Source organism: Streptomyces sp. NPDC050164 (genome assembly GCF_044459945.1).
In the GTDB taxonomy this organism is placed as follows: domain Bacteria; phylum Actinomycetota; class Actinomycetes; order Streptomycetales; family Streptomycetaceae; genus Streptomyces; species Streptomyces coeruleorubidus_A.
Genome location: NZ_JBITJK010000005.1, coordinates 226,351 through 248,848, shown reverse-complemented (window position 1 = coordinate 248,848; position 22,498 = coordinate 226,351). Strand labels below are relative to the sequence as shown.

Sequence of the window (22,498 nt, the reverse complement as noted above, 5' to 3'; positions counted from 1 at the left end):
GAGTTACGCGGACCAGTCGAGGATGACCTTGCCGCCGCGGCCGCTCGCCGCGTCGGCGAACGCCGCCTCGAAGTCGCGGAAGCCGTACCGGCCGGTGATCACGGGCGCGAGGTCTAGGCCGCCTTCCAGCAGCACGGACATCGCGTACCAGGTCTCGAACATCTCGCGGCCGTAGATGCCCTTGACGGTGATCATCGAGGTGACGATCCGGGCCCAGTCCACGGGGAACTCCTGCGCGGGCAGGCCGAGCATCGCGATCCGGCCGCCGTGCGTCATGTTGGCGATCATGTCCCGCATCGCCTCGGGGCGGCCGGACATCTCCAGTCCGATGTCGAAGCCCTCGCGCAGGCCGAGCGTGCGCTGCCCGTCGGCGACGGTGGCGCCCGCGACATTGAGCGCGAGGCTGACACCGATCTTGCGGGCCAGTTCCAGCCGCTCCTCGCTGACGTCGGTGATCACGACGTTGCGGGCTCCGGCGTGCCGGGCCACGGCGGCGGCCATCAGACCGATCGGGCCCGCGCCGGTGATCAGCACGTCCTCGCCGACCAGCGGGAACGACAGCGCGGTGTGCACGGCGTTGCCGAACGGGTCGAAGATCGCGGCGACGTCGAGGTCGACGGGCACCCGGTGCACCCAGACGTTGGCGGCGGGCAGGACGACGTACTCGGCGAACGCCCCGTCCCGGCCCACCCCCAGACCTATGGTGGCGCGGCACAGGTGACGGCGCCCGGCCAGGCAGTTGCGGCACTTGCCGCACACCAGGTGGCCCTCGCCGCTCACCCGGTCACCGATGCCGATGTCGGTGACGTCCCGTCCGGTCTCCACGACCTCGCCGACGAACTCGTGCCCGACCACGAGCGGGGTGCGGATCGCCTGCTGCGCCCAGCCGTCCCAGGACCTGATGTGCAGGTCCGTGCCGCAGATACCGGTGCGCAGCACCTTGATCAGGACGTCACCGGGCCCGACGGCGGGCTCCGGGACGTCCGCGAGCCACAGCCCGGGCTCCGCCTTCTGTTTGACCAGCGCCTTCACCGCTACGGCTCCTGAGGGTGAGTCCCGGCTCCGGGTATGCCGAAGGAGCCCCTGGGCCGGGTGAGGAGTGGGATCGCACAGCAATCTGCCGTACGCCCGCCACACCGGTCCATCGAGGTTTTCTTAAGCGCCGCCTCAGCTTTCCTTCACGCCCCGTGGGTGCGCTGCGGAGATCCGGGGCGGGCGTATCAGTAGGGCAGCCGGCCGTCCCAGCCCTCCAGCTGTACGACGAGCTGCGCGGCGTGTTCCTTGATGGCGGTCAGGCCCGGCTTCCCCCACGGCCGGGGCCCGACGTCGGCGACGCTGACCGTGCCCAGTACCAGGCCCGTACCGTCGATGATCGGTGCTCCCAGATAGGAGCGGATACCGAACTCGTCGACCACCGGATTGCCCGCGAACCGCGGATAGTCGTGGACGTCCTCCAGGACCAGGACCTTGCGTCGCGCCACCACATGGGGGCAGAAACCATGGTCGCGGGGCAGAGCACGGCCCACCCTGGGGCTGGTGCCGTCGCTCCGCACCACCGGCGCGACGGCCGGGACGCACAGGCCCGCGTAGAACTGGCCCTGCTCGTCCGGGAAGTTGACCATGGCGTACGGCGTCCCGGTGAGCTCGGCGAGGCCGTGCGCGAAGGCGTCGAGTGCGGGGTCGGGGCGCTCCCCCAGACCCAGCAGGCGCAGTCGGCCGGCTCTGGCGGGGGCCTCCTTGTCCTCGGGTGTGAGCAGCAGACGACCGGCCGGACGCGGCGGGTCGTAGCTCATGGGCGTCCTCCCGGACTGTGGGCATGTGTCATATATGGGCTCCCTGACGGGCGTTGGGGGATCACGTGTGGGCGCCATACCCCGTGGTGGGGGCCGGCGTATGGGCGATGAGGTGACGCACGAGGGTCAGCAGGGTCTGGACCCCGGAGCTGGAGATCCGGGCGTCGCAGCACACGACGGGGATCTCCTCGGAGAGGTCGAGGGCCGCGCGCACCTCCTCCGGGTCGTAATGGTGGGCGCCGTCGAACTCGTTGACGGCGATGATGAAGCCGAGGCCGCGCTGTTCGAAGAAGTCGACGGCCGCGAAACACTCCTGGAGGCGACGGGTGTCGGCGAGGATGACCGCCCCGAGCGCGCCCTCGCACAACTCGTCCCACATGAACCAGAACCGTTCCTGGCCGGGGGTGCCGAACAGGTACAGCACGTGTTTCGGGTCGAGCGTGATGCGGCCGAAGTCCATGGCCACGGTCGTCTCGACCTTGTTCTCGATGCCGTCGAGGTTGTCGGTCGCGGCGCTGACGGTGGTGAGCAGCTCCTCCGTGCTGAGCGGCGCGATCTCACTGACCGCGCCGACGAAGGTCGTCTTGCCCACGCCGAACCCGCCCGCCACCAGGATCTTGAGGGCGGTGGGGAACGGGTCGCCGCCGTGGCCGGAACCGTCGGCGTTGTCAGAGCTGTCGTCGTAGTCCATCGAGCACTGCCTCCAGAAGGGCCCGGTCCGTCGGGTTGTGGTGGAACGCGGGGGGCTTGGTGGTCAGCGCCCCGCAGTCGACGAGGTCCGCCAGCAGCACCTTGGTGACGGCCACCGGCAGCTTCAGATGGGCGGCGACCTCCGCGACGGCGACGGGCACACTGCACCGCTCGAGCGCCTGCGCGTGCTCGGGGCCGAGGTAGCCGAGGGGGGTCGCCCCGGTGGCCATCACCTGCGACATCAGGTCGAGCGCGACGGTGGGACGGGTGCGGCCGTTGCTGACCGTGAACGGGCGCACCAGCCGCCCGGCCGCGTCGTCGAGCCAGGGCCCGTCAGCGGCCGCCGCCATCCTCAAGGCCTCATCGCCGTGGATTCGACGGACTGCTGGCGGGGCGCGGTGACCAGGTACGGGCGGACGCTCTTGACCAGCATCGCCATCTCGTAGCCGAGGACGGCCGCGTCGGCCTCGCGGCCGGCGAGCACGGCCAGGCAGGTGCCGGAGCCGGCGGTGGTGACGAACAGCAGTGTCGAGGCGAGTTCGACCACGACCTGCCGGACGTCGCCGCCGTCGCCGAAGCGGACGCCGGCGCTGCGGCCGAGGGAGTACAGGCCGGAGGCCAGGGCGGCCATGTGGTCCGCGCTGTCCGGGTCCAGGCCGTGCACGGACTTCACGAGCCCGTCGCTGGACAGGAGCACCGCGGCGGTCGTGTGCGGTACGCGCTGCACGAGGCCGCTCATCAGCCAGTCGAGATCGGAAACATGGACGGTCGGCGCATCGCTCGCCATGGTGGATCGACTCCTTGGGGTACGAAGGTCTGAGGGAGCGCTGGGAGTGGGGGTGGAAACGGGGGTGGTCATCCGGCGGGTGCGCTCCCGTCGTGCCGGGTGGTGGTGTGGTCGGGGCGGGACGCGGTCACACCGTCCCGGGCGTCGCGCGCCTCGGTTATGCGGGCTGCGTCCACGGTGGGGAGGGACTCGGTGTGCACCGGCTCCATGGCGATCGGGTCCCTGTGTGCGGGATCCCTGTGTGCGGACTCCCTGCGGGGCGGCTTCACATGTGCGGACCCCACGTGTGTCGACTCCGTGTGCGTCGGCTCCATGTGGGCGGGCTCGATGCGCGTCGACGACTCCATGTGCGTCGACTGCTCCATGTCGCCCCACTCCATGTTCCCGGCCTCCATGTGCTGTTGGGCCTCGGCGAGGCTGATGCCACGCTGGAAGGTCGCCATCAGGCCGGGGTCGTGGCCGACGAGGTGGTCGGGGTCCTGGCGCGGCGCGGGACCGTCGCGCAGCTGGGGTGCGATGTGCTCCTGGGCGCGGCGGCGGGGCAGTTGGGGCTTGCCCATGGTGCCGCGCACGGTGCCGTTGCGCGGGGTGGGCGGCGTGGTCACGTTCTCGGCGAGGATGCGCCGGTCGTCGGGGCTGATACCGGGCCTCGCCTCGGCCGGGTTGGGCCGCTCCCGATGGGTCCCGCGCACGGGCAGGGGCGCGGGCCGGCCGCTCCGCGGGCTTGCGCCCGAGGCCGGTTCGGCCTCATGCCGGTGCGCCCGGGATGCGGCGGGCGCGGCCGACGGCGGTGCTTGGGACGCGGTACCTGCCCCGGACGGGAATCCGTACACCGCCGAGGCCCCTGACACGGGCCCGCCACGGTCTCCTCCCCCGACCGCGGCATGCCCGTGCTGCCGGGCCTCCCGCAGCGGTACGACCGGACGATCCATACCGCCGGCCGGACGATCCGTACCGCCCGCCCCGCTCTGCGGCTGCCCGGCGCCCCCGGACGCCCCCGCCCCCGCCCCGAGCAGGGCCTGCGGCACCACGAGCACCGCCTGCACTCCGCCGTAGATGTTGCTCTGGAGGCGGACGGTGATGCCGTGCCGCCTGGCCAGCTGCGAGACGACGAACAACCCGATGCGGCCGTCCGCGAGGAGCCGGGCGACGTTCACCTGGTGCGGGTCGGCGAGCAGGGAGTTCATCCGCGTCTGCTCCTCCAGGGGCATGCCCAGCCCACGGTCCTCGACCTCGACGGCGAGCCCGGAGGTGACGAGGTTGGCGCGCAGCAGCACCTGGGTTTGCGGGGCGGAGAACACCGTGGCGTTCTCGACGAGTTCGGCCAGCAGGTGGATGACGTCGGCCACGGCGTGTCCGCGCAGGGTGCCGTCGATCGGCGGCACGAGCTTGACCCGCGAGTACTGCTCGACCTCGGCGATGGCCGAGCGCAGCACCTCGGTCATGGAGACCGGGTTGCTCCACTGGCGGCGGGAGACGGCCCCGCCGAGCACGGCGAGGTTCTCGGCGTGGCGGCGGATGCGGGTGGCGAGGTGGTCGACGTGGAAGAGCCCCTTGAGCATGTCGGGGTCCTCCATCTCGTTCTCCAGCTCGTCGAGGATGGAGATCTCGCGGTGCACCAGCGACTGCAGGCGCCGGGCGAGGTTGACGAACACCTCGAGCTTCTGTTCGCTGCCCGCCTGGCTGGAGAGCTGCGAGGCCTGGACGACGGCGGTGACGGCGCCGTCGTGCGCACGGGTCAGGTCGGCGGCGAGGAGCTCGAAGTCGTCGGCGGGACCACCGGGCTGACTGGGCTGTGGACTGGGCTGCGGCGGTCCGTCGCCGCGGCGCAGCGTCTCGACCAGGCCGCGCAGGTCGGCCTCGCGCCGTGCGGTGGTGCGGCGCAGGAGGCCGACGCGGTCGTGCACGGACCGGGCGGCCCGGTTGGCGGCCACCGCGGCGACGACGATGCCGACGAGGGTCACCGAGACCGCCCCGGCGAGCACGGCCCACAGTGTCGGCCCCGGCCGGGCTCCGGTGGACCGGACGGTGAAGAGGACGGCGGCACAGCCGCTGAGGGCGACGGCGACGGGCGGCAGCACGGCGAGACGCAGCAGCTGGGGCCGTATATGGGTCTCAGGCAGCGCGGGTGCGGTGCGGGCGGCCGGCCGCCCGTGCCGCCCGCCCTCACGGCGGTCTGCGCGTGCGGCCGGGGGGCGGAGGTGAGACATCGGTGTCCTCGTACTGGTCCGTCGGGCCTGGGTGCCAGGGGGGCTTGCGCTGGTACGACCGGGCTCACGCGGTCGCTTCCGCGCACCCCGAGCCGCCCGCCCGGGCTCGGCCGGCTCCCGTTCGGCACCGCCGCGTCCGGAGTTTGCGTGCTGCCCGGGGCCGGAGGGGGCCACCACGGCGGCACCCGTACCGGCGTCGGTCGTGCGCGGACAGCGGGTATCCCCCTCGCGTCGACCCCCTCGTCCGCCCTGCGCCTGCACGTGCCGGTCCCCACTCCTTGATCCGCCTGTTTCCCGACGGACACTGACAGTAGTCGTCAGCGCATCATGTGCGGTGGGCAGTTGACAAACTCATACGGTGAGCGTCCCGCTCTGGTATGAGGTCTCGCACGACAGACCGATAACCCCGTCACACTTCCGGCCGCGAACGAAAGCAATTCGATACGACCTGGTCAGAAGCGGTCGCACGGGTACGGTGAAGGCCGGGGAACCTTGCGCTCCCCGGCCCTCGTCGTCTGCCCGCGATCTGCCCGCCGTCCGCCCTGGCTCAGCTCGCCGGAAGCGTTTCAGGGTCCTCCGAGCCCTTGCCCACCTTGCCCTCGTCGTCACTCAACGTATCGGCCTGGGCCACGGCTGCCGCGTTCGACGCGGTCCTGATCGTGGCGTCGGCGAGGGCTTCACCGGCCGGAAAGCCACCCGTCGGGGCGAGCGCCACCCCACGCCACCACGGCTCGGACGGGACGGTCCCGGCCGTGGGCTCGAAGGGTTCACCGGGGCGGGGCAGGGCGATACGGGCGCCCACGGCACGAGCGGCGGCGAGCGTGCCCTCGCCGGGCTCGGCCCACGGATGGGTCGCCAGGTTGAACGTGGCCCAGTGGATCGGCAGCATCGGGCCGTGCTCCGGTCCACCCTGAAGGTCGAGGTGGGCGCGCATGCCCTCGTCGGGGGTCATGTGGATGTCGGGCCAGAAGTCGGAGTACGCGCCGATCTGGATCATCGTGGCGTCGAACGGCCCGTGCTCGGCGCCGATCTCCTTGAAACCGTCGAAGTAGCCGGTGTCGCCGCTGTGGTAGATCCGGTGCTCCTCGCCGGCGACGACCCAGGAGGCCCACAGGGTGTGCTGGGTGTTGCGCAGTCCTCGGCCGCAGAAGTGCCGGGCCGGAGTGGCGGTCAGGGTGAGGCCGCCGATCTTCGTGGTCTGATGCCAGTCCAGTTCGCGCAGCCGGCCGGCGGACACGCCCCAGTGCTCCAGATGCGCCCCGACGCCGAGCGGCACGGCGAACAGCGTGTCCGTGCCGGCCAGGGCCTTGATGGTGGGCAGGTCCAGGTGGTCGTAGTGGTCGTGCGAGATGACCACGACGTCGACCGGGCCGAGCGCGGCCAGCGGCAGGGGCACCGGGTGCAGCCGCTTCGGGCCGGCGAACGGGAACGGGGAGCAGCGCTCGCCCCACACCGGGTCGAACAGCACGCGCCGGCCGTCGATCTCCGCGAGCACGCTGGAGTGCCCCGTCCAGGTCAGCCGCAGCCCCGTGGCCGGGGGCCGGGCGATGTCGGCGAGGGTGGTGGCGTGCACCGGCACCGTGCCCTTCGGGGCGCGACGGGGCCGGGTCTCCTTGTCGAAGAAGACCTTGGCGAAGTCCAGGGTGGAGCCCGAGGGCCGGGTCCGCGCGGGACCTCCGGGGTTCTGGAAGACCCCGTCCTTGAAATGGGGAGATCTGCGGATGCGCGCCATGCGCTCACCGCTCGGGTCCGCGCCGAACGCCCCGGGCTGGAGCGCGCGGAGCCCGGAGCTCAGGGAACGGAAACCGGCCACGGTACCTCCAGGTGGAGTCGGTCAGGCATTCCATTATGGTCGGCCCCTCCGACAACACCGGCGCACAGAGGTCCCACGACGGTGATACTGAACGGAGATTCAGTAATCACGGCGAAGGAGCCCGCATGGCCAGTCCCCTGCTGTCCCTCACCTGGACCGACCACCTCACCGGCCGGCAGGGCTTCCTGGTCGTCGACCGGCTGGTGCGCGGTGTCGCCAGCGGCGGTCTGCGGATGCGCCCGGGCTGCACGCTGGACGAAGTCACCGGCCTGGCCCGCGGCATGACCATGAAGGAGGCACTCCACTACGACCCCGACAGCCGCTACGTCCCGCTCGGCGGCGCCAAGGGCGGCATCGACTGCGATCCGCGCGATCCGGAGGCCTACCCGCTGCTGGTGCGGTATCTGCGCGCCATGCGGCCGTACATAGAGAGCTGCTGGACGACCGGCGAGGACCTCGGGCTCACCCAGGACCTGGTGGACCGTGCCGCGGCCGAGGCGGGACTGCTCTCCTCCATCCAGGCCGTGTACCCGCTCCTGGACGACGAGGCAGAGGCCCGGCGGCGGCTCGGGGACGCGTTCGCGGTCGAGGTGGACGGCATCGGGCTGGACGAGCTGGTCGGCGGCTGCGGTGTCGCCGAGGCGGCCCTCACGGCGCTGGACCGTGCCGGGGTACCCCACGCGGGCACGAGGGTCGCCATCCAGGGGCTGGGCACCATGGGCGGGGCCACCGCGCGCTTCCTCACACGCGCGGGACTCACGGTCGTGGCCGTCGCCGACATCAAGGGCACGATGGCCAACCCCACGGGGCTCGACATCGAGGCGCTGCTCGCCGCGCGGGACGCCCACGGCACCGTGGACCGCTCCGCGCTGCGCTCCGGCGACCGCGAACTGCCGGGCGACGCCTGGCTGTCGGCCGACACGGACGTCCTGGTGCCCGCAGCCGTCTCGTACGCGATCGACGCCGGGAACCAGGAGCGAATCACCGCCCGCTGGGTCGTCGAGGCGGCCAACATGCCCGTACGGCCGGAGGCGGAGCTGCTGCTGGCCGCGCGCGGCGTGACCGTGCTGCCGGACGTCGTGGTCAACTCCGGGACGAATGCCTGGTGGTGGTGGACGCTGTTCGGGGACATCGGCGCCGACGCCGAGGAGGCGTTCGCGCACACACGCCGCTCGATGCGGTCTCTGGTCGAGCGGATGCTGGCCCGTGCACTGGCCGACGGCACGACACCGCGGGCCGCCGCCCACGCGCTCGTGGCGGACCGGCTGCCGGTCATGGCGGAACGGTTCGGCTGGTACCGCTGACGGACGGCGAGGCAGCCGCGAGCCCCTTGCCGGACGGGCCGAATACACACGTCAAGAGGGTGCAGGCGCGTGTGTAGGGTGACGGCGTGACGAGAGTCCGGTTGAGCGTGGCGGAACGGCGCGAGGAACTGCTGCGGGCCGCCGTCGAGCAGATCGAGGCCCGGGGTGTGGTGGCGGTCAGGATCGCCGACGTGGCCTCGGCGCTCGGTGTGAGCAACGCCTTGGTGCTCTACCACTTCTCGACGAAGGAGAAGCTGGTCGCCGCCGCGTTCCGGCACGCGGCCGAGGCCGACCTGGCCCATCTGCGCAGGCTCCTCGGCCGCCGTACGTCGGCACTGCGCCGACTGCGGTCGGCCGTACGGTGGTACGCCCCGACAGGCCAGGCCAAGGGCTGGCGGCTGTGGATCGAGGGCTGGGCGGCGGCGCTGCGCGAGCCCGCGCTGCGGGAGGTCACCCAGGACCTCGACAGGCAGTGGAAGGCGGCCCTCGCCGAGGTCATCACGGAGGGCATGGCGGCCGGCGAGTTCCACTGCCCCGACCCGCACGGCACGGCCCTGCGCCTCACCGCCCTCCTCGACGGCCTCGCCGTCCAGCTGACGTCCTACGCGGGCGCGGTGCCGCGGGCACGGGCACAGGAGTGGGCCGAGGAAGCACTGGCTCGCGAACTTGGCCTGGATCCGGCGGCCTTGACCCGGCCCTGACCGGGCCGGCAACCCAAGACGGCTGTCCATCCGCTGTCTATCCGCGATCGACCGTGCCACCTGAGGTCGTTTCGGGTTTGGCGTGGAGGACCTCGCGGGCCTGCTCCGCGGCGCGGATGAGGCTCTCGGCGACGAAGTCGACGAAGCGGGCGATGTTCTCGAGGCGGGTGGCGGCCGGGGTGTCGGGCCCGAGGACGCCGACGCCCTGCCGTGCGGTCTCGGCGAGCTGGGCACTGGATCGGGCGCTGGCCATCATTCCCTGGTAGAAGACGTCGTCGTCGACGGCGTAGCGCTCGCGGCGGCCTTCGTCGCGCTCCCTGCGGATGAGGCCCTGACTTTCGAGGAAGGCGACCGCTTTGGAGACGGACGCCGGGCTGACCTGGAGGTGCCGGACGAGTTCGGACGCGGTGAGGCTGCCCGCGTCGGTGGTGTAGAGGCAGGTCAGCACCCGGGACATCATCTTGGGCAGGCCCTGCTGCATGAGGAGGGTGGTGAACGCCTCCTCGTACTCGCGCACGGCCTCGACATCGCGCCCGTGGGCCGGCGCGGGCGCCTCCGCTGCCCGGGGCGCGGCCTGCCTGCGCCGACGGGTGCGGCGCTCGGTGGAACGCTGGGCCAGGTCGGCGCGGTAGGCGGTCGGGCCGCCGTTCCGCATCACCTCACGCGTGATCGTCGAGGTCGGACGATCCAGACGTCTGGCGATCTCCGCGTAGGCGAGGCCGTCGGCCAGCCCCTGCGTGATCTGCTGGCGTTCCTGCTGGGTGAGCCTGCCTCCCGGCATCGCGATCTCCTTCGTGCTCCTTGGTGGGCCCACCATAGCGTTCACACTTCAGTCGTTGCAACGATCTGAACGATAATCGTTGCATTGAAGTCAAACCCATTGCAACGATTATTCCGATCTGACCTGCATTTATAGCACTTCTACGCAACGAACTTGTTGCCACACCTTTGAATGCAACGTAGCTTTTCCATCGTTCGAAACAACGAGCCGAAGGGGAGCACGATGCAGGAGGGAGGCGCCCGCCTCACCGTCCTCGACGGCGCCGCCGGCCTGAACCTGCACGCGACCACCGCCCCCACCCCACAAGGAGCGCACAGCCATGTCCCTCACCATTGCCCGGCAGGACCGCCCGGAGTTGCAGAAGGCCATTCAGGAGATCGTCGATTCCGGTTTCAGCGGCGTGCAGCTGCGCGTCAACGACGAGCGAGGCGAGTGGGTCGGCAGCGCCGGGGTGCGCAAGCTGGGCGAGAGCGCCAAGCCGCCGACCAACGGGCGGTTCCGGATCGGCAGCACCACCAAGACCTTCACCGCGACCGTGGTGCTGCAACTGGTGGCCGAGGGCAAGATCGGGCTGGACAGCCCGGCGGATGACTACCTGCCCCGGTTCGGGCTGGACCGGCGGATCACCGTGCGGATGCTGCTACAGCACACCAGCGGGCTGTTCAACTACACCGGCGAGTACTACGACGACGGGACGGTCGCACCGGGGATCCCCTGGCAGAGCCAGGAGTACGTGGACAACCAGTTCCACACCTACCAGCCGGAGGAGCTGGTACGGCTGGCGTTGTCCAAGCCGACGCGGTTTGAGCCGGGTACGGACTGGAGCTACTCCAACACCAACTACGTGCTGGCCAAGTTGCTGATCGAGGAGGTCACCGGCCGCTCGTTGGCCGAGGAGCTGCAGCGGCTGATCCTGCAGCCGCTGGGAATGTCGGGCACCGTGGTGCCGGGCGCCTCGCCGGAGATCCCCGAGCCGCACGCTCACGGCTACTACCGGTACGAGCACGCCGGCCAGTGGAAGGTGGTCGATGTCACCCGCTTCAACGTCTCCTGGATCTCCGCCGCCGGTGACATGATCTCGACCACCGAGGATCTCCACACGTTCTTCTCCGCCCTGATGAGCGGCAAGCTCCTGCCGGACTCGCTGCTTGCCGAGATGCGCACGCCGCATCCCAAGGCCGGCTACGGCCTGGGGTTGTTCGTGGAGGAGACGGACGGCGGCGGCACCATCTTCAACCACAACGGCGGCTTTTTCGGTTGGGGGGCGCTGATGTACAGCACACCCGACGGCAGTAAGACCCTGACCGCCTCCCTGACCACCGGGGACGCCGAGCTCGACTTCGCCGCCACGGCCGAGGCGTTCCAGAAGGCGCAGCAAAGGCTCGTCAAGGAGGTGTTCTGCGGCGGGCATGCCGAGGTGGCCGACCTGGCCAAGCCGGCTCAGTAAACGGCGCCGAGCACCACGGACGTAGGACACGAACCGGGTCACGCCGAGCTCTCCGGGTTCGGCGTGAGCGCATCAGCGGTGGACTTGGGGTACTTCCAGTCGGCGAGCGCCGCCCGAAGCGACGTCCTTTACACCGACGGCATCCGCTGTCCGTCCGTGTAGCCGGCCTCGCCGCCGCCGGGACGGGTACCGCCCCAAGCGGCACGACTGCCCGCAGCCAGGCGGACTCGGCGGCCCGCAGCGCGGCGGCCCGCGGCAGCTGAGCCGAGACCGCCCGCACCGCCTACGGTGAGAAGGGGACGTGTCGGGAGGTGTCCGCCCGCAGCGGTCGGTGCGTCAACGGACAGTCAGTCGGCGTCCGACCCCATCGCGCCGTTCCGAGGACGGACACCCTCGGCGCGGCCCCGACCCACCACCGGCGAGAAGGCGCTACGCGCACCCCCGAACCCGCACAGGCCGCCGCAGGCACCCGGCCCTCACGCCACCGAAGCGATCCGCATCCTGATGTCCTCCGGCGACAGGGCCCCCTTCGCCGTCACATGGTCCCCCGACGACTCCCCACGCAGCCGCCGCCCGATCCACGGCACCAGAAACTCCCGCGCCCACTGCACATCGTCCCGCCGCACCTCGAGCGGCCCCCGCGCAGGCAGCGGCGGCCACGGCTGCTCCGGGTCGGCCGGAACCTCCAGCCCGAGCACCTGCCCCGCGCGGAGCGCCACCCGCGTGTGCCCCTCGGGCGACAGGTGCAGCCGGTCGGCGTCCCAGGCCCTGCGGTCCTGGACACTGCGCAGGGACCACAAGTCGAGCACCGGGCAGCCGTACCGGTCTGCGATGGCCCGGACGTGCCCGTTGTACGTCGCGATCTTGCCGCGCAGGTGCTTGAGCACGGGCATCCCACGGGTGTCGAACCCGGTCGTCACCATCACCGTGCCGGCCACGGCGGTGAGCTGCACGAGGGCGCGCTCGAAGCGCTCGGCCACCTCGTCCGGGTCGGTACCGGGGCGGAGGATGTCGTTGCCCCCGGCGCAGAACGAGACGAGGTCCGGGGCCATTTCGACGGCCTGCGGAACCTGGTCCGCCACGATCTGGTCGAGGAGTTTCCCGCGCACGGCGAGGTTGGTGTACTGGAAGTCGCCTTCGGGCCGGCGGTCGGCGAGCAGGACGGCGAACCGGTCGGCCCAGCCGACGAACGCCCCGTCGGGGCCGGGATCACCGACGCCCTCGGTGAAGCTGTCCCCCACCGCAACGTACGACCCGATCACTGCTCTGCTGTCACTCTTCGAATCGTCTGCCACAGCCGCTCATGATTCACCCTCTAATGTGACCTACGCGACCGTAGGCAAGGGTTGACGGGCGGTGAGATAGGCCACTCTCAAAGTGTTCGCCAGCTCCGGAATAGGCCACCCGTCAGCGGTGCTGGAGGGTCAGTCGCCACACCCGGAAGCCCGTGATCCGGAAGTGACTCCACACGGTCCGGAAGGCGAAGTGCCCGCTGGTGTACGGCTGCGGGTCCGTGTAGTCGAAGACGAGGCGCCCGTTGTTCCACCACCTGACCGTCGAGCCGTCGGAGACGATCCGGACCCGGTTGGGCTCACCCGGCACCAGCAGCGGCTCGGTGTAGTCGTAGATCAAGGGTCGGACACCGGGCTCCCCGACATACCGCCGCAGCCGGGTCGTGGTGTTGTAGTTGGCGCCGTAACCGGCGTAGTACGTCGTCAGGTGGTCGTACTCCTCCAGCGCCCCACCACGCGGCACGGCGAAGAGATCGTCCGGGGAGCGGACGTCGGTCGCGTTCCAGAAGTTGTTGAGGTCCGAGACGCGGTCGTTGACCCCACCCTCGGAGACCGGCGTGGCGGTGTACTCCAGGACGTACGGACCTTCGAGCCGCCGCCTGAACCACACGGTCGCCCCGCTCGGCACGTCGATCTCCAGAACACCGCGAGAGGCGGTGACGGTCCCGCCGTCCTGGAGTTCGGTCGCCCACTGGGCGAGGCCGTGGCGGAAGTCGTCGTGGGCGATGAGGCGGCGGTGCCGGGGCGCGGCGTGCGCGGCGCCCGTCGGGACGAGGGCCGCCGCGGCGGCTCCGGCGGCCAGGGCTGCGAACGCTCTGCGAGTGGTGGGCACGGGACACATCTCCTCGGTGGATCCGCCTGGACGGCTCTAGAAAGCGCTTGCGCTCCGGACGGGATCACTGTGTCCCAACTGCCGCCCGCTGTCGATCCCTTGGGCCGGCCGATCGCCACAAGCCTCCACACACACCGAAGGCCGGACCCGGGGATCGGGGTCCGGCCGACGGTTGCGTGTCAGGCAGGTGGTCGTGCGGTCGGTCAGCCGACGGAGACGCCGTGCGAGCGCAGGTAGGCGACCGGGTCCACGTCCGAGCCGTAGTCCGGCGTGGTGCGGATCTCGAAGTGCAGGTGCGGTCCGGTCACGTTGCCGGTGGCACCGGACAGGCCGATCTGCTGTCCGGCGCTCACGGTCTGGCCGGCCGAGACGGAGAGCGAGGACAGGTGGGCGTACTGCGCGTAGTTGCCGTCGTTCAGCTTGATGACGACCTGGTTGCCGTACGCGCCGCCCCAGCCGGCGGAGACGACCGTGCCCGCGCCGACGGCCTTGAGCGAGGTGCCCGTCGGGACGACGAAGTCGACACCGGTGTGGTAGCCGCTGGACCACATGCTGCCGGACATCCGGTACGGCGTGCCGACGATGGCACCGTCCACCGGGGCGCTGTAGCCGCTGGAGGCAGCGGCGGCCGGCTTGGCGGCAGCCGGCTTCGGGGACGACTCGGAGGCGGACGACTTCGCAGCCGAGGACTTCGAAGCCGAGGACTTGGAAGCAGAGGACTTCGAGGGCTTCGTGGACTTGGAGGCCGAGGACTTCGGCGAGGACGGGGACGAGGACTTGGACTCGCTCGCCGCCGCCTTCTTGCCGATCGACAGCTTCAGGCCCGGGTGGATCAGCGACGGGTCGTCGCCGACGGCGTCACGGTTGTCCGTGTAGAGCTTCTTCCAGCCCCCGTCGACGTTCTGCTCATCGGCGATCTTCGCGAGATAGTCACCGGGCCGCACGGTGTACGTGCGGGCACCCGTGGCCTTTTCGGCGGCCTTCTTCTCGGCGGCCGGAGCGGACTGGACGGTCTTTTCCGGAGCTGACTGCGGGGTGGCGGCGTGGGCGCCGGCGGCCCCCATGAGCGGAAGGGCGAGAGCGGCCCCGCCGGTTCCGGCGACGGCGATGGAACGGGTAAAACGCTGAGTCTTCGGGCGGCGATGCTTACCCTTCGCGGGCATGGCGAATTCCTCTCCGGCGCCTACGAGGTGAGCTGTCGGGTTCGGGCTGGAGATGCCCGGCCGCGCCGAGACGCGGCTTAACCCCAAGCCGTTCCGGGAACCGGAACAGGCGTCTTACCTGTGGGTCCCCCGCTCCTGCCGTACGTCGGGTCAGTGTGTGCGGGCTCCGGGCGGCGGCAGGATTAGGCGTCCGTCCGGATTGGTGTGGAACGTAAGCGACCAGGACGCAAAGGGACAAGCTTGCGGTTGCCTGTGACGGCGTTTTTCTTGACGCATCGGCACATTTTCCGTAACGGAGCGTGGATTACGGATCTCCCGCTTTCCTCAATGGCCCTGAATAACGCCAGAATTACGTGCACATGGCAACAACACATCGTCACGAATATGACGATGCTCACGCACTCCGCCCCCATCTCCTTTACAATCGGGGCACGTTATGCCGAAATAACCAAAGAACTCCCTATTCGGACAGAACGGCTACTTACGCTTAAGCTGGACGACAGTGGCGTCCAGATCCCCACGCAGACCGACGCGTAGCCCGTGATGGAGCAGCACGGCACCCCGGTGAACTTCACCCGTTTCGAGGCATTTGTACGATGCCGTGGGGTCGAGACCCCGCAGCCGGAGCGCCGGAACGGGCTCGCCGTAGCGCTGCGCCTGGAGCCAGGCGAGGACGACGGTCTCGTCGCCGAGGACGTACTGCACGGCGCTCAGGCCGCCCTCCGGGGGCCGCAGCCGGTAGAGGTCGCCGCGCTGCACCACGGGCCGGATCCCCTTGTAGAGCCCCACCCAGCCCCGCGCCTCGGCGAGCTCCTCCTCCGTCCACTTGGTGAGGTCACCACCGACCCCGAGCACACCGGCCATGGCACTGACGAACCGGAACCGCAGGGAGCTGGCCCGCTGATTGAGCATGGCGTTCGGGCTGTCGGTGACCCAGGCGGCCATGACCCGGGCCGGATGGATCTGACTGAAGCCGTGCTGGATGGCGAGCCGGTCGAGCGGGTCGGTGTTGTCCGAGGTCCACACCTGGTCCGTGCGGCCGAGCACACCGAGGTCGATCCGGCCGCCGCCGCCCGAGCAGGACTCGAAGGCCACCTGGGGATGGGCGGCCCGCAGCCGGTCCAGCAGGGCGTACAGGGCGTGGACGTGGTCGACCCACAGCCGCTGCGGGTAGGGGTCGTCCGGCCAGCCGGCGTCGGTGAAGCAGCGGTTGAAGTCCCACTTGACGTAGTCGATCGGGGCGCTGGAGAGGAGTGCGTCGAGCTGCTGCCAGAGGTACTCCTGGACGTCCTCGCGGGCGAGGTTCAGTACGAGCTGATTGCGGAACTCCGTCCGCTTTCGTCCCGGTTGGTACTGCACCCAGTCCGGGTGCGCGCGGTACAGGTCGCTGTCCGGGTTGACCATCTCCGGCTCGACCCAGATCCCGAACCGCATGCCGAGGCCGTGCACATGGTCGGCGAGCGGCTTGAGGCCACCCGGGAAGCGGTCGGGGTTGGGGCTCCAGTCGCCGAGCCCGGCCCGGTCGCTGGTGCGCGCCCCGAACCAGCCGTCATCGACCACGAAGAGCTCGACGCCCATGGCGGCGGCCCGCTCGGCGAGCGCCCGCTGCTGCTCCTCGGAGATGTCGAACTCGGTGGCCTCCCAGGAGTTGAACAGCACCGGCCGGTCCTGGCCCGCGTCCGGGATCACGTACGCCCGCTGGTAGGCGTGCCAGGCGCGGCTCGCCCCGCCGAAACCGCCGTCGCTCCAGAGCCCGGCGAAGACGGGGGTCGTGTACGACTCCCCCGTGCCCAGCATCAGCAGGCCCGAGTCGTCGTACCCGGCCCCGCCGGTGATCTGCACGCGCGCGTCCGGGAGTTGGGCCACGGCGATCCGCCAGGAGCCGGACCAGCCCAGGGCGCATCCGTAGACCTCGCCGCGCTCCTCGGTCGCGTCGGTGTCGAGCGCGACCCACGGCAGGTGCTGGTGACCGGTGTGGCCACGACGGCTGCCGATGACCTTCTCGCCGTGGGTGAGGGCGGAGCGCTCCAGCCGGGACTCGGCGCCCCAGCGGCCGTGCAGCTGGGACAGCCGCCAGGTGTCGCGGTCGGGCAGAGTCCAGGTCGCGGAGTCGGCGCGCAGCACCTCGACGGCGGGTCCGTGGTTGTCGAGGGTCACCCACCGCTCGACGACGTCCATCGAGGAGCGCATCCGGTAGTGCAGCGTGATGGTCAGGTCACCGTCGCAAAAGCGCAGCCGCAGCTGGCCGTCCTCGGTGTCATGCCCCTCGTAGGCCCACTCGGTGCCGCGCCGCTGCGGGGTGCGCACGGACAGGGCGGGCCGGACGAAACGGGGGCCGCCCTCGACCGGATACTCCTCGCGCCCGTCGAGCGGGGACTCGAAGGGCCAGTAGTCCGGCAGCGGCCTCACGGCGAGGGCTTCGGCGTCGGCGAGGCCGATCCGGGGACCCCAGTACAGGTGCAACAGCTCGTCCCGGTCGGTGACATGGACGGCGTAGCTGCTGGCCGGTCCCGACAGCACCCACGTACGACCGTCTTCGGAGATCTCCAGCATCAGGCCCTCACAGATTCGAACAAGCCCGACCAGGTGCGACCAGGCCGCAACATCATCAAGGGCTCGGGGGTCTCCCTGCAACGCCTGTGGACAACTCATTGCCCCAGGCAGGCATGTCGTATCGTCGGGTGGTGCCCGTCGACGAGCCGCGTCGGCGGCGCCGACTGGGAGGAGCCCCCGTGACGCAGCAGATCCCGTCGACCGAACCCGAGCTGGCCGGAGTGCGCAACTTCCGTGATGTGGGCGGACTACCGACCGTGGACGGTCGGCGGGTGCGGCAGGGAGTGCTGTTCCGCAGCGGCCACCTCGCGCATGCGACCGGGGAGGACGCCGCCTTCCTGGCCACCCTGGGCCTGCACACGATCTTCGACTTCCGTAACGCGGCGGACCAGAAGCTCGAAGGGCCGGACGTCGAGCTGCCGGGCGTGCGCAATGTGAACCTGCCGCTGAGCGACCCGGCCGACGGCGCCGAGTTCTGGCGGATGGTCCGCGACGGCGACCTGGACCAGCTGCGCGCGATCCTCTCGGACGGCAAGGGCGCGGACCGGATGATCGCCTCGTACCGCACGATCATCCGGAGCCGCACGGCCGAGCACTCCCGGGTGCTGCACGCGCTCGCCGAGGACAGCGTCCCCGCCCTGATGCACTGCGCGGCGGGCAAGGACCGCGCGGGTCTGTCCATCGCGGTGACGCTGCTCGCCCTGGGCGTCGAGCGCGAGGCGATCGTCGACGACTACCTGAAGTCCAACGCCAAGCACCGCCGCTACAAGGTGCACCGCAGCAGCTCCGCCGCCTCGGCCTACTCCCCCGAGGTCATGGAACTGCTCAGCCCCTTGTTCGACGCGCGCGCCGAGTACCTGGCGGCGGCCTTCGACACCATCGAGGAGACCTGGGGCGGCGTCGACACCTATCTGGAGAAGGGGCTCGGGCTCACCCCGGAGACCCGGGAGCGGCTGCGCGAGCGACTGCTCGACTGAGGCAAGCGGCTAGCGGGCCCCTGCCTCAAACAGGAAGTACACGAAAGCGGCGAAGACGTGCCCCACCACGAGGTAGATGAACAGCCGCACCCACAGGGCGCGGGGGAACTTCTCCTCCATGTCCTTCATCGCGTGTCTCCAGGGGTGGAGCCAAGGCACAGGGCGGCCGTGGGGCTCTGCAAGAGGGTGTGCACGAAGAGCAGTTCGACGCCGTCCGGGTCCTGGGCGGCGATCCGGTGCGGGGTCAGCGAGTCGAAGTGGGCGCTGTCGCCGGGTGCGAGCTGGTGCGTGGTGTCGCCGAGGCTCAGCCGCAGCCGCCCCCGGAGCACGTGGAGCCACTCCTCGCCGGGGTGGACGCGCACGATGTCGCCCTGGGATCCGTACGGCACGTGGACGCGCAGGGCTTGCATCCCGCGCCCGGGAGCGCCGGCCTGCCAGTACGTCCAGCCACCCGCGGCGGTCGGTTCCATGTCGGCGGCGCGGACGACGGCGTCCCGGCCGGCGACCGTCTCGCCGAGCAGCTCGGAGACCGTCGTACCGTAGATGCGGGCCAGCGCGAGGAGCATCGGCAGAGAGGGCTGGCGCTGCCCGGTCTCCAGGCGGGAGAGGTGGGCGGGCGACAGCCCGGCGGCGCGGGCCGCGGCCTCCAGGGTCAGGGAGGCCCGGCGCCGCAGTGCACGCAGCTGCGGCGCGACGGCGGGCAGCGCACCGGCCGCCTGGTCAGCCGACGGGGCGGCCCCGGAGGACCGCTCGGTCTCGGAGGAGCTCATGCCTCCATTCAGCCGGAGGCTTGCCCCAGCGGCAAATTTCTTGCCTATGAGGCAAAGAGGCCTATCGGTTGGCCACCGCCTGCTTGACCAGCGTCTTCCCGAAGTCCCAGACCAGCCCGCCGTCGTGCGCGTCGTCCATCACGGCCGTGAAGGCGTCGACGAACCGGTCCACCTCCCGCTCGCCGATGATCAGCGGCGGGATCAGCTTGATCACCTCCATGTGGTCGCCGGAGACCTGGGTGAGGATCCGGTGCTTCTGGAGCAGCGGTACGACGACCATCTGCGCGAACAGTCCCTTGCGCGCGGCCTGGAGCATGGCCCAGCGGCTGCGCAGCTTCAGCGACTTCGGCCGGCCGAACTCGATGCCGATCATCAGGCCCCGGCCGCGGACGTCGGCGAGCATCTCGTACTTGTCCGTCAGCGCCGCCAGCCGGGCTCGGAGCCGTTCCCCGGTGGCGCGGACGCCCGCGACGATCTGCTCGTTCTCCATCACCGACAGCACCGCCAGGCCCGCCGCCATGGCCTGCGCGTTGGACCCGAAGCTCGCCGAGTGGACCAGCACCCTGTCCATCGACGAGTAGACCTTCTTGAAGATCCAGTCCTTGCCGAGCGTGGCACCCACCGGCACATAGCCGCCGGAGAGCGCCTTGGCCACGCACACCAGGTCGGGCTCCACGCCGTCCTCGTGCTGGTAGCCGTAGAAGTCGCCGGTGCGGCCGAGGCCCGTCTGCACCTCGTCGGCGATGAGCAGCGCCTTGTGCCGGCGCAGCAGTTCCTGGGCGGCCCGCAGATAGCCGGGCGGGGCCTCCAGCACGCCCTTGCCCTGGATCGGCTCGACGATCAGGGCGGCGACGTCGCCCTTCCTCAACTCCCTTTCCAGCCCGTCGAGGTTGCCGAGCGGTACGGCCGTGTCGGGCAGCAGCGGGGCGAAGCCGTCGCGGAAACCGGACTCGCCGTTCACCGAGAGGGCGCCGGTGGTCAGGCCGTGGAAGGCGTGCGCGCAGTACAGGATCCTGGGCCTGCCGGTGACGAACCGGGCGAACTTCAGCGCGCCCTCGACCGCTTCCGTGCCGCTGTTGCCGAAGAACACCCGGTCCAGGTGCGGGCTGTGCGCGAGCAGCCGCTCGGCCAGCAGGCCGGGCAGCGGCTGGCAGTCGAACCGGGTGAGGTCGGCGAGCTGGGCGTCCAGGACGTCGTGCAGCGCCTTGCGCACCACGGGGTGGTGGCGGCCGAGCCCCATCACCCCGAACCCGGCGAGCATGTCCAGGTAGTCGTTGCCGTCCGCGTCGTAGAAGTAGGCGCCCTCGGCGCGTTCGTAGACCTTGTCGAAGCCGATGGTGTGCAGCATGCGCGGGAGCTGGTGGTTGAGGTACCGGGTGTGCAGCTCGTAGCGCTCGGCTCCGCGTTCGGCCAGCAGCGCGCCGAGGTCGAACGCCCCGGCCTGCGACGACTCCGACGCGGACTCGGCGGTTGTCATTCCTGTGGCTCCTTGGACAGCTCTTCCTTCACGGTCAAGCTCGCGCTGATCCGTCCGGCGACCTCGACGGGTGTCAGGCCGATGTCGGCGAGCACCTCACCGCGCTTGGCGTGCGCGAGGAACTGCTCAGGGATCCCGAAGCGCCGTACGGGGACGTCGACTTCGGCATCGCCCAGGGCCAGCGCCACGGCCGAACCGACCCCGGCCGCCCGGCTGTTGTCCTCGACGACGGCGACCAGGCGGTGTTCGCGGGCGAGGCCCGGGAGCGCCGGGTCGACCGGTTTGACCCAGCGGGGGTCGACGACGGTGCATCCGATGCCGCGGGCTTCGAGCAGCTCGGCGGCCTGGAGGCAGACGGGCGCCATCACGCCCACGGCCACCAGGAGAACCCGCGGCTCCGCAGAACTGTGCAGCACGTCCAGTCCGCCCACCCGGTCGACCGCCGGGATCGACGGGCCGACGGACTCCTTCGGGAAGCGCAGCAGGGTCGGGGCGTCGTCGACGGCGACCGCCTCGCGCAGCTGGGCGCGCAGCTGGTCGGCGTCACGCGGCGCGGCGATCCTGAGACCGGGGACGACCTGGAGGACGGACATGTCCCACATGCCGTTGTGGGAGGGCCCGTCGACGCCGGTGACACCGGCCCGGTCCAGCACGAACGTCACCCCGCAGCGGTGCAGGGCCACGTCCATCAGGAGTTGGTCGAAGGCGCGGTTGAGGAAGGTGGCGTAGACGGCGACGACCGGGTGCAGGCCGCCCGTCGCCAGGCCCGCCGCGGACACGGCCGCGTGCTGCTCGGCGATTCCGACGTCCCACACCCGGTCCGGGAACCGTTCGGCGAACCTGCCCAGGCCGACCGGATGGAGCATGGCCGCGGTTATCGCGACCACGTCGTCCCGCTCCTCACCGATCCTGACGATCTCCTCGCCGAACACGGAGGTCCAGGAAGGGCCGCCCGCCGGCGAGAGCGGCTCGCAGGTCAGCGGATTCATGACGCCGACGGTGTGGAAGTGGTCCTCCTCGTGGGCGAGGGCGGGTTCGTAGCCGCGGCCCTTCTCCGTGAGGCAGTGGACGAGGACCGGTCCGTGGAAGCGTTTCGCGCGCCGCAGCGCGGACTCCACGGCCCCGATGTCGTGCCCGTCGATCGGGCCCACGTACTTCAGGCCCAGGTCCTCGAACAGGCCCTGCGGGGCGAACGCGTCCTTGAAGCCCTTCTTCGCGCCGTGCAGGGCCTCGTAGAGGGTGTTGCCGACCAGGGGCGTGGCCTGGAGCACGTCCTTGCCCCAGGCCAGGACCCGCTCGTAGCCGTCGGTCGTGCGCAGGGTCGCGAGGTGGCCCGCGAGGCCGCCGATGGTCGGGGCGTAGGAGCGTTCGTTGTCGTTGACGACGATGATCAGCGGGCGGTTCTTGGCGGCCGCGATGTTGTTCAGCGCCTCCCAGGCCATGCCGCCGGTCAGGGCGCCGTCGCCGATCACCGCGACGACATGGCCCTTCTCCCCCTGCACCTGGCGGGCCTTGGCGAGCCCGTCGGCCCAGCCGAGCGCCGTGGAGGCGTGGCTGTTCTCGATGACGTCGTGCTCGGACTCCTCGCGCGAGGGGTAGCCCGACAGGCCGCCCTTGCCGCGCAGCTTGGAGAAGTCCTGGCGTCCGGTCAGCAGTTTGTGGACGTAGCTCTGGTGGCCGGTGTCCCACAGGACGCGGTCGACCGGCGACTCGAAGACCCGGTGCAGGGCGACGGTGAGCTCCACCACCCCCAGGTTGGGCCCCAGATGGCCCCCGGTCCTGGCGACCGCGTGCACCAGGAACTCCCTGATCTCGTCGGACAGTTCGCCGAGTTCCGCCTCGGACAGCGCCTTCAGGTCGCGTGGTCCCCGGATGGTCTCCAGAATCGTCACGATCGGGCCCCCTTCG

Annotated in this window: 20 protein-coding genes and 1 riboswitch; of the genes, 4 read left to right on the top strand and 16 right to left on the bottom strand. The window is 70.8% G+C overall.

Annotated features, from left to right (window positions below; all coding sequences use genetic code 11):
* Nucleotides 1-3 precede the first annotated feature (3 nt).
* The 7 genes from tdh to ACIBNA_RS10965 all read right to left on the bottom strand — a co-directional run bounded on the left by tdh (nt 4) and on the right by ACIBNA_RS10965 (nt 7,293).
* Nucleotides 4-1,032, bottom strand: a complete 1,029-nt coding sequence (gene tdh / locus ACIBNA_RS10995; RefSeq protein ID WP_399164904.1) for an L-threonine 3-dehydrogenase — start codon at nt 1,030-1,032, stop codon at nt 4-6.
* A gap of 188 nt (nt 1,033-1,220) precedes the next feature.
* Nucleotides 1,221-1,793 (bottom strand): GAF domain-containing protein, encoded by a 573-nt coding sequence (locus ACIBNA_RS10990; RefSeq protein WP_399164903.1) that lies wholly within the window; start codon nt 1,791-1,793, stop codon nt 1,221-1,223.
* A gap of 61 nt (nt 1,794-1,854) precedes the next feature.
* Nucleotides 1,855-2,484, bottom strand: coding sequence for a GTP-binding protein (locus ACIBNA_RS10985; RefSeq protein WP_399164902.1), 630 nt, complete (start codon nt 2,482-2,484; stop codon nt 1,855-1,857).
* Nucleotides 2,462-2,833 (bottom strand): DUF742 domain-containing protein, encoded by a 372-nt coding sequence (locus ACIBNA_RS10980; protein ID WP_399164901.1) that lies wholly within the window; start codon nt 2,831-2,833, stop codon nt 2,462-2,464. Before ACIBNA_RS10980 ends, ACIBNA_RS10985 begins: the two co-directional genes overlap by 23 nt.
* Nucleotides 2,834-2,835: 2 nt before the next feature.
* The gene (locus tag ACIBNA_RS10975; RefSeq protein ID WP_399164900.1) at nt 2,836-3,270 is read right to left on the bottom strand and encodes a roadblock/LC7 domain-containing protein; all 435 of its coding nucleotides are present in this window, start codon (nt 3,268-3,270) and stop codon (nt 2,836-2,838) included.
* Nucleotides 3,271-3,338: 68 nt separating this feature from the next.
* Nucleotides 3,339-5,480, bottom strand: a complete 2,142-nt coding sequence (locus ACIBNA_RS10970; RefSeq protein WP_399164899.1) for a sensor histidine kinase — start codon at nt 5,478-5,480, stop codon at nt 3,339-3,341.
* A gap of 547 nt (nt 5,481-6,027) precedes the next feature.
* Complete coding sequence (locus tag ACIBNA_RS10965; protein ID WP_399164898.1) at nt 6,028-7,293, bottom strand: MBL fold metallo-hydrolase; 1,266 nt, start codon at nt 7,291-7,293, stop codon at nt 6,028-6,030.
* A 125-nt stretch (nt 7,294-7,418) separates the two neighbouring features.
* Between ACIBNA_RS10965 and ACIBNA_RS10960 the strand changes: the two genes are divergently transcribed.
* Entirely contained in the window at nt 7,419-8,597 is a 1,179-nt protein-coding gene (locus ACIBNA_RS10960; protein WP_399164897.1) for a Glu/Leu/Phe/Val dehydrogenase dimerization domain-containing protein, read from the top strand.
* Nucleotides 8,598-8,683: 86 nt separating this feature from the next.
* Nucleotides 8,684-9,298: a TetR/AcrR family transcriptional regulator gene (locus tag ACIBNA_RS10955; RefSeq protein ID WP_399164896.1), complete on the top strand. Its 615-nt coding sequence runs from the start codon at nt 8,684-8,686 to the stop codon at nt 9,296-9,298.
* Between the two features lie 37 nt (nt 9,299-9,335).
* Here the strand turns inward: ACIBNA_RS10955 and ACIBNA_RS10950 are convergent, their stop codons facing one another.
* Nucleotides 9,336-10,079: a helix-turn-helix domain-containing protein gene (locus tag ACIBNA_RS10950; RefSeq protein ID WP_399164895.1), complete on the bottom strand. Its 744-nt coding sequence runs from the start codon at nt 10,077-10,079 to the stop codon at nt 9,336-9,338.
* Nucleotides 10,080-10,398: 319 nt separating this feature from the next.
* Between ACIBNA_RS10950 and ACIBNA_RS10945 the strand changes: the two genes are divergently transcribed.
* Nucleotides 10,399-11,526, top strand: coding sequence for a serine hydrolase domain-containing protein (locus tag ACIBNA_RS10945; RefSeq protein ID WP_399164894.1), 1,128 nt, complete (start codon nt 10,399-10,401; stop codon nt 11,524-11,526).
* A gap of 476 nt (nt 11,527-12,002) precedes the next feature.
* On the opposite strand, the gene ACIBNA_RS10940 is transcribed toward ACIBNA_RS10945, so the two are convergent.
* The 4 genes from ACIBNA_RS10940 to ACIBNA_RS10925 form a co-directional block, all read right to left on the bottom strand.
* Nucleotides 12,003-12,788, bottom strand: coding sequence for an SGNH/GDSL hydrolase family protein (locus ACIBNA_RS10940; protein ID WP_399165033.1), 786 nt, complete (start codon nt 12,786-12,788; stop codon nt 12,003-12,005).
* Nucleotides 12,789-12,933: 145 nt separating this feature from the next.
* Nucleotides 12,934-13,650 carry a DUF6250 domain-containing protein gene (locus ACIBNA_RS10935; protein ID WP_399164893.1) on the bottom strand — a complete coding sequence of 239 codons (717 nt, stop codon included), beginning with the start codon at nt 13,648-13,650 and terminating at the stop codon, nt 12,934-12,936.
* Nucleotides 13,651-13,853: 203 nt separating this feature from the next.
* Nucleotides 13,854-14,813, bottom strand: a complete 960-nt coding sequence (locus ACIBNA_RS10930) for a peptidoglycan DD-metalloendopeptidase family protein (RefSeq protein WP_399164892.1) — start codon at nt 14,811-14,813, stop codon at nt 13,854-13,856.
* A 4-nt stretch (nt 14,814-14,817) separates the two neighbouring features.
* A riboswitch (cyclic di-AMP (ydaO/yuaA leader) is annotated at nt 14,818-14,979 on the bottom strand.
* A 311-nt stretch (nt 14,980-15,290) separates the two neighbouring features.
* On the bottom strand, nt 15,291-17,366 hold the full coding sequence (locus ACIBNA_RS10925; RefSeq protein WP_399164891.1) for an alpha-galactosidase: 2,076 nt from the start codon (nt 17,364-17,366) through the stop codon (nt 15,291-15,293).
* Between the two features lie 179 nt (nt 17,367-17,545).
* Here ACIBNA_RS10925 and ACIBNA_RS10920 point away from each other — a divergent pair, with 179 nt between their 5' ends.
* The gene (locus ACIBNA_RS10920; protein WP_399164890.1) at nt 17,546-18,343 is read left to right on the top strand and encodes a tyrosine-protein phosphatase; all 798 of its coding nucleotides are present in this window, start codon (nt 17,546-17,548) and stop codon (nt 18,341-18,343) included.
* A gap of 9 nt (nt 18,344-18,352) precedes the next feature.
* Here the strand turns inward: ACIBNA_RS10920 and ACIBNA_RS10915 are convergent, their stop codons facing one another.
* From ACIBNA_RS10915 to dxs, 4 genes are all read right to left on the bottom strand, one after another.
* A complete protein-coding gene (locus tag ACIBNA_RS10915) occupies nt 18,353-18,472 on the bottom strand; it encodes a DUF6126 family protein (protein WP_351407790.1) in 120 nt (39 codons plus the stop codon).
* The gene (locus ACIBNA_RS10910; protein WP_399164889.1) at nt 18,469-19,113 is read right to left on the bottom strand and encodes a helix-turn-helix domain-containing protein; all 645 of its coding nucleotides are present in this window, start codon (nt 19,111-19,113) and stop codon (nt 18,469-18,471) included. Before ACIBNA_RS10910 ends, ACIBNA_RS10915 begins: the two co-directional genes overlap by 4 nt.
* A 61-nt stretch (nt 19,114-19,174) precedes the next feature.
* Entirely contained in the window at nt 19,175-20,590 is a 1,416-nt protein-coding gene (locus tag ACIBNA_RS10905) for an aspartate aminotransferase family protein (protein WP_399164888.1), read from the bottom strand.
* Nucleotides 20,587-22,482, bottom strand: a complete 1,896-nt coding sequence (dxs, locus tag ACIBNA_RS10900) for a 1-deoxy-D-xylulose-5-phosphate synthase (RefSeq protein WP_399164887.1) — start codon at nt 22,480-22,482, stop codon at nt 20,587-20,589. The genes ACIBNA_RS10905 and dxs overlap by 4 nt, the downstream gene beginning before the upstream one ends.
* Nucleotides 22,483-22,498: the final 16 nt, after the last annotated feature.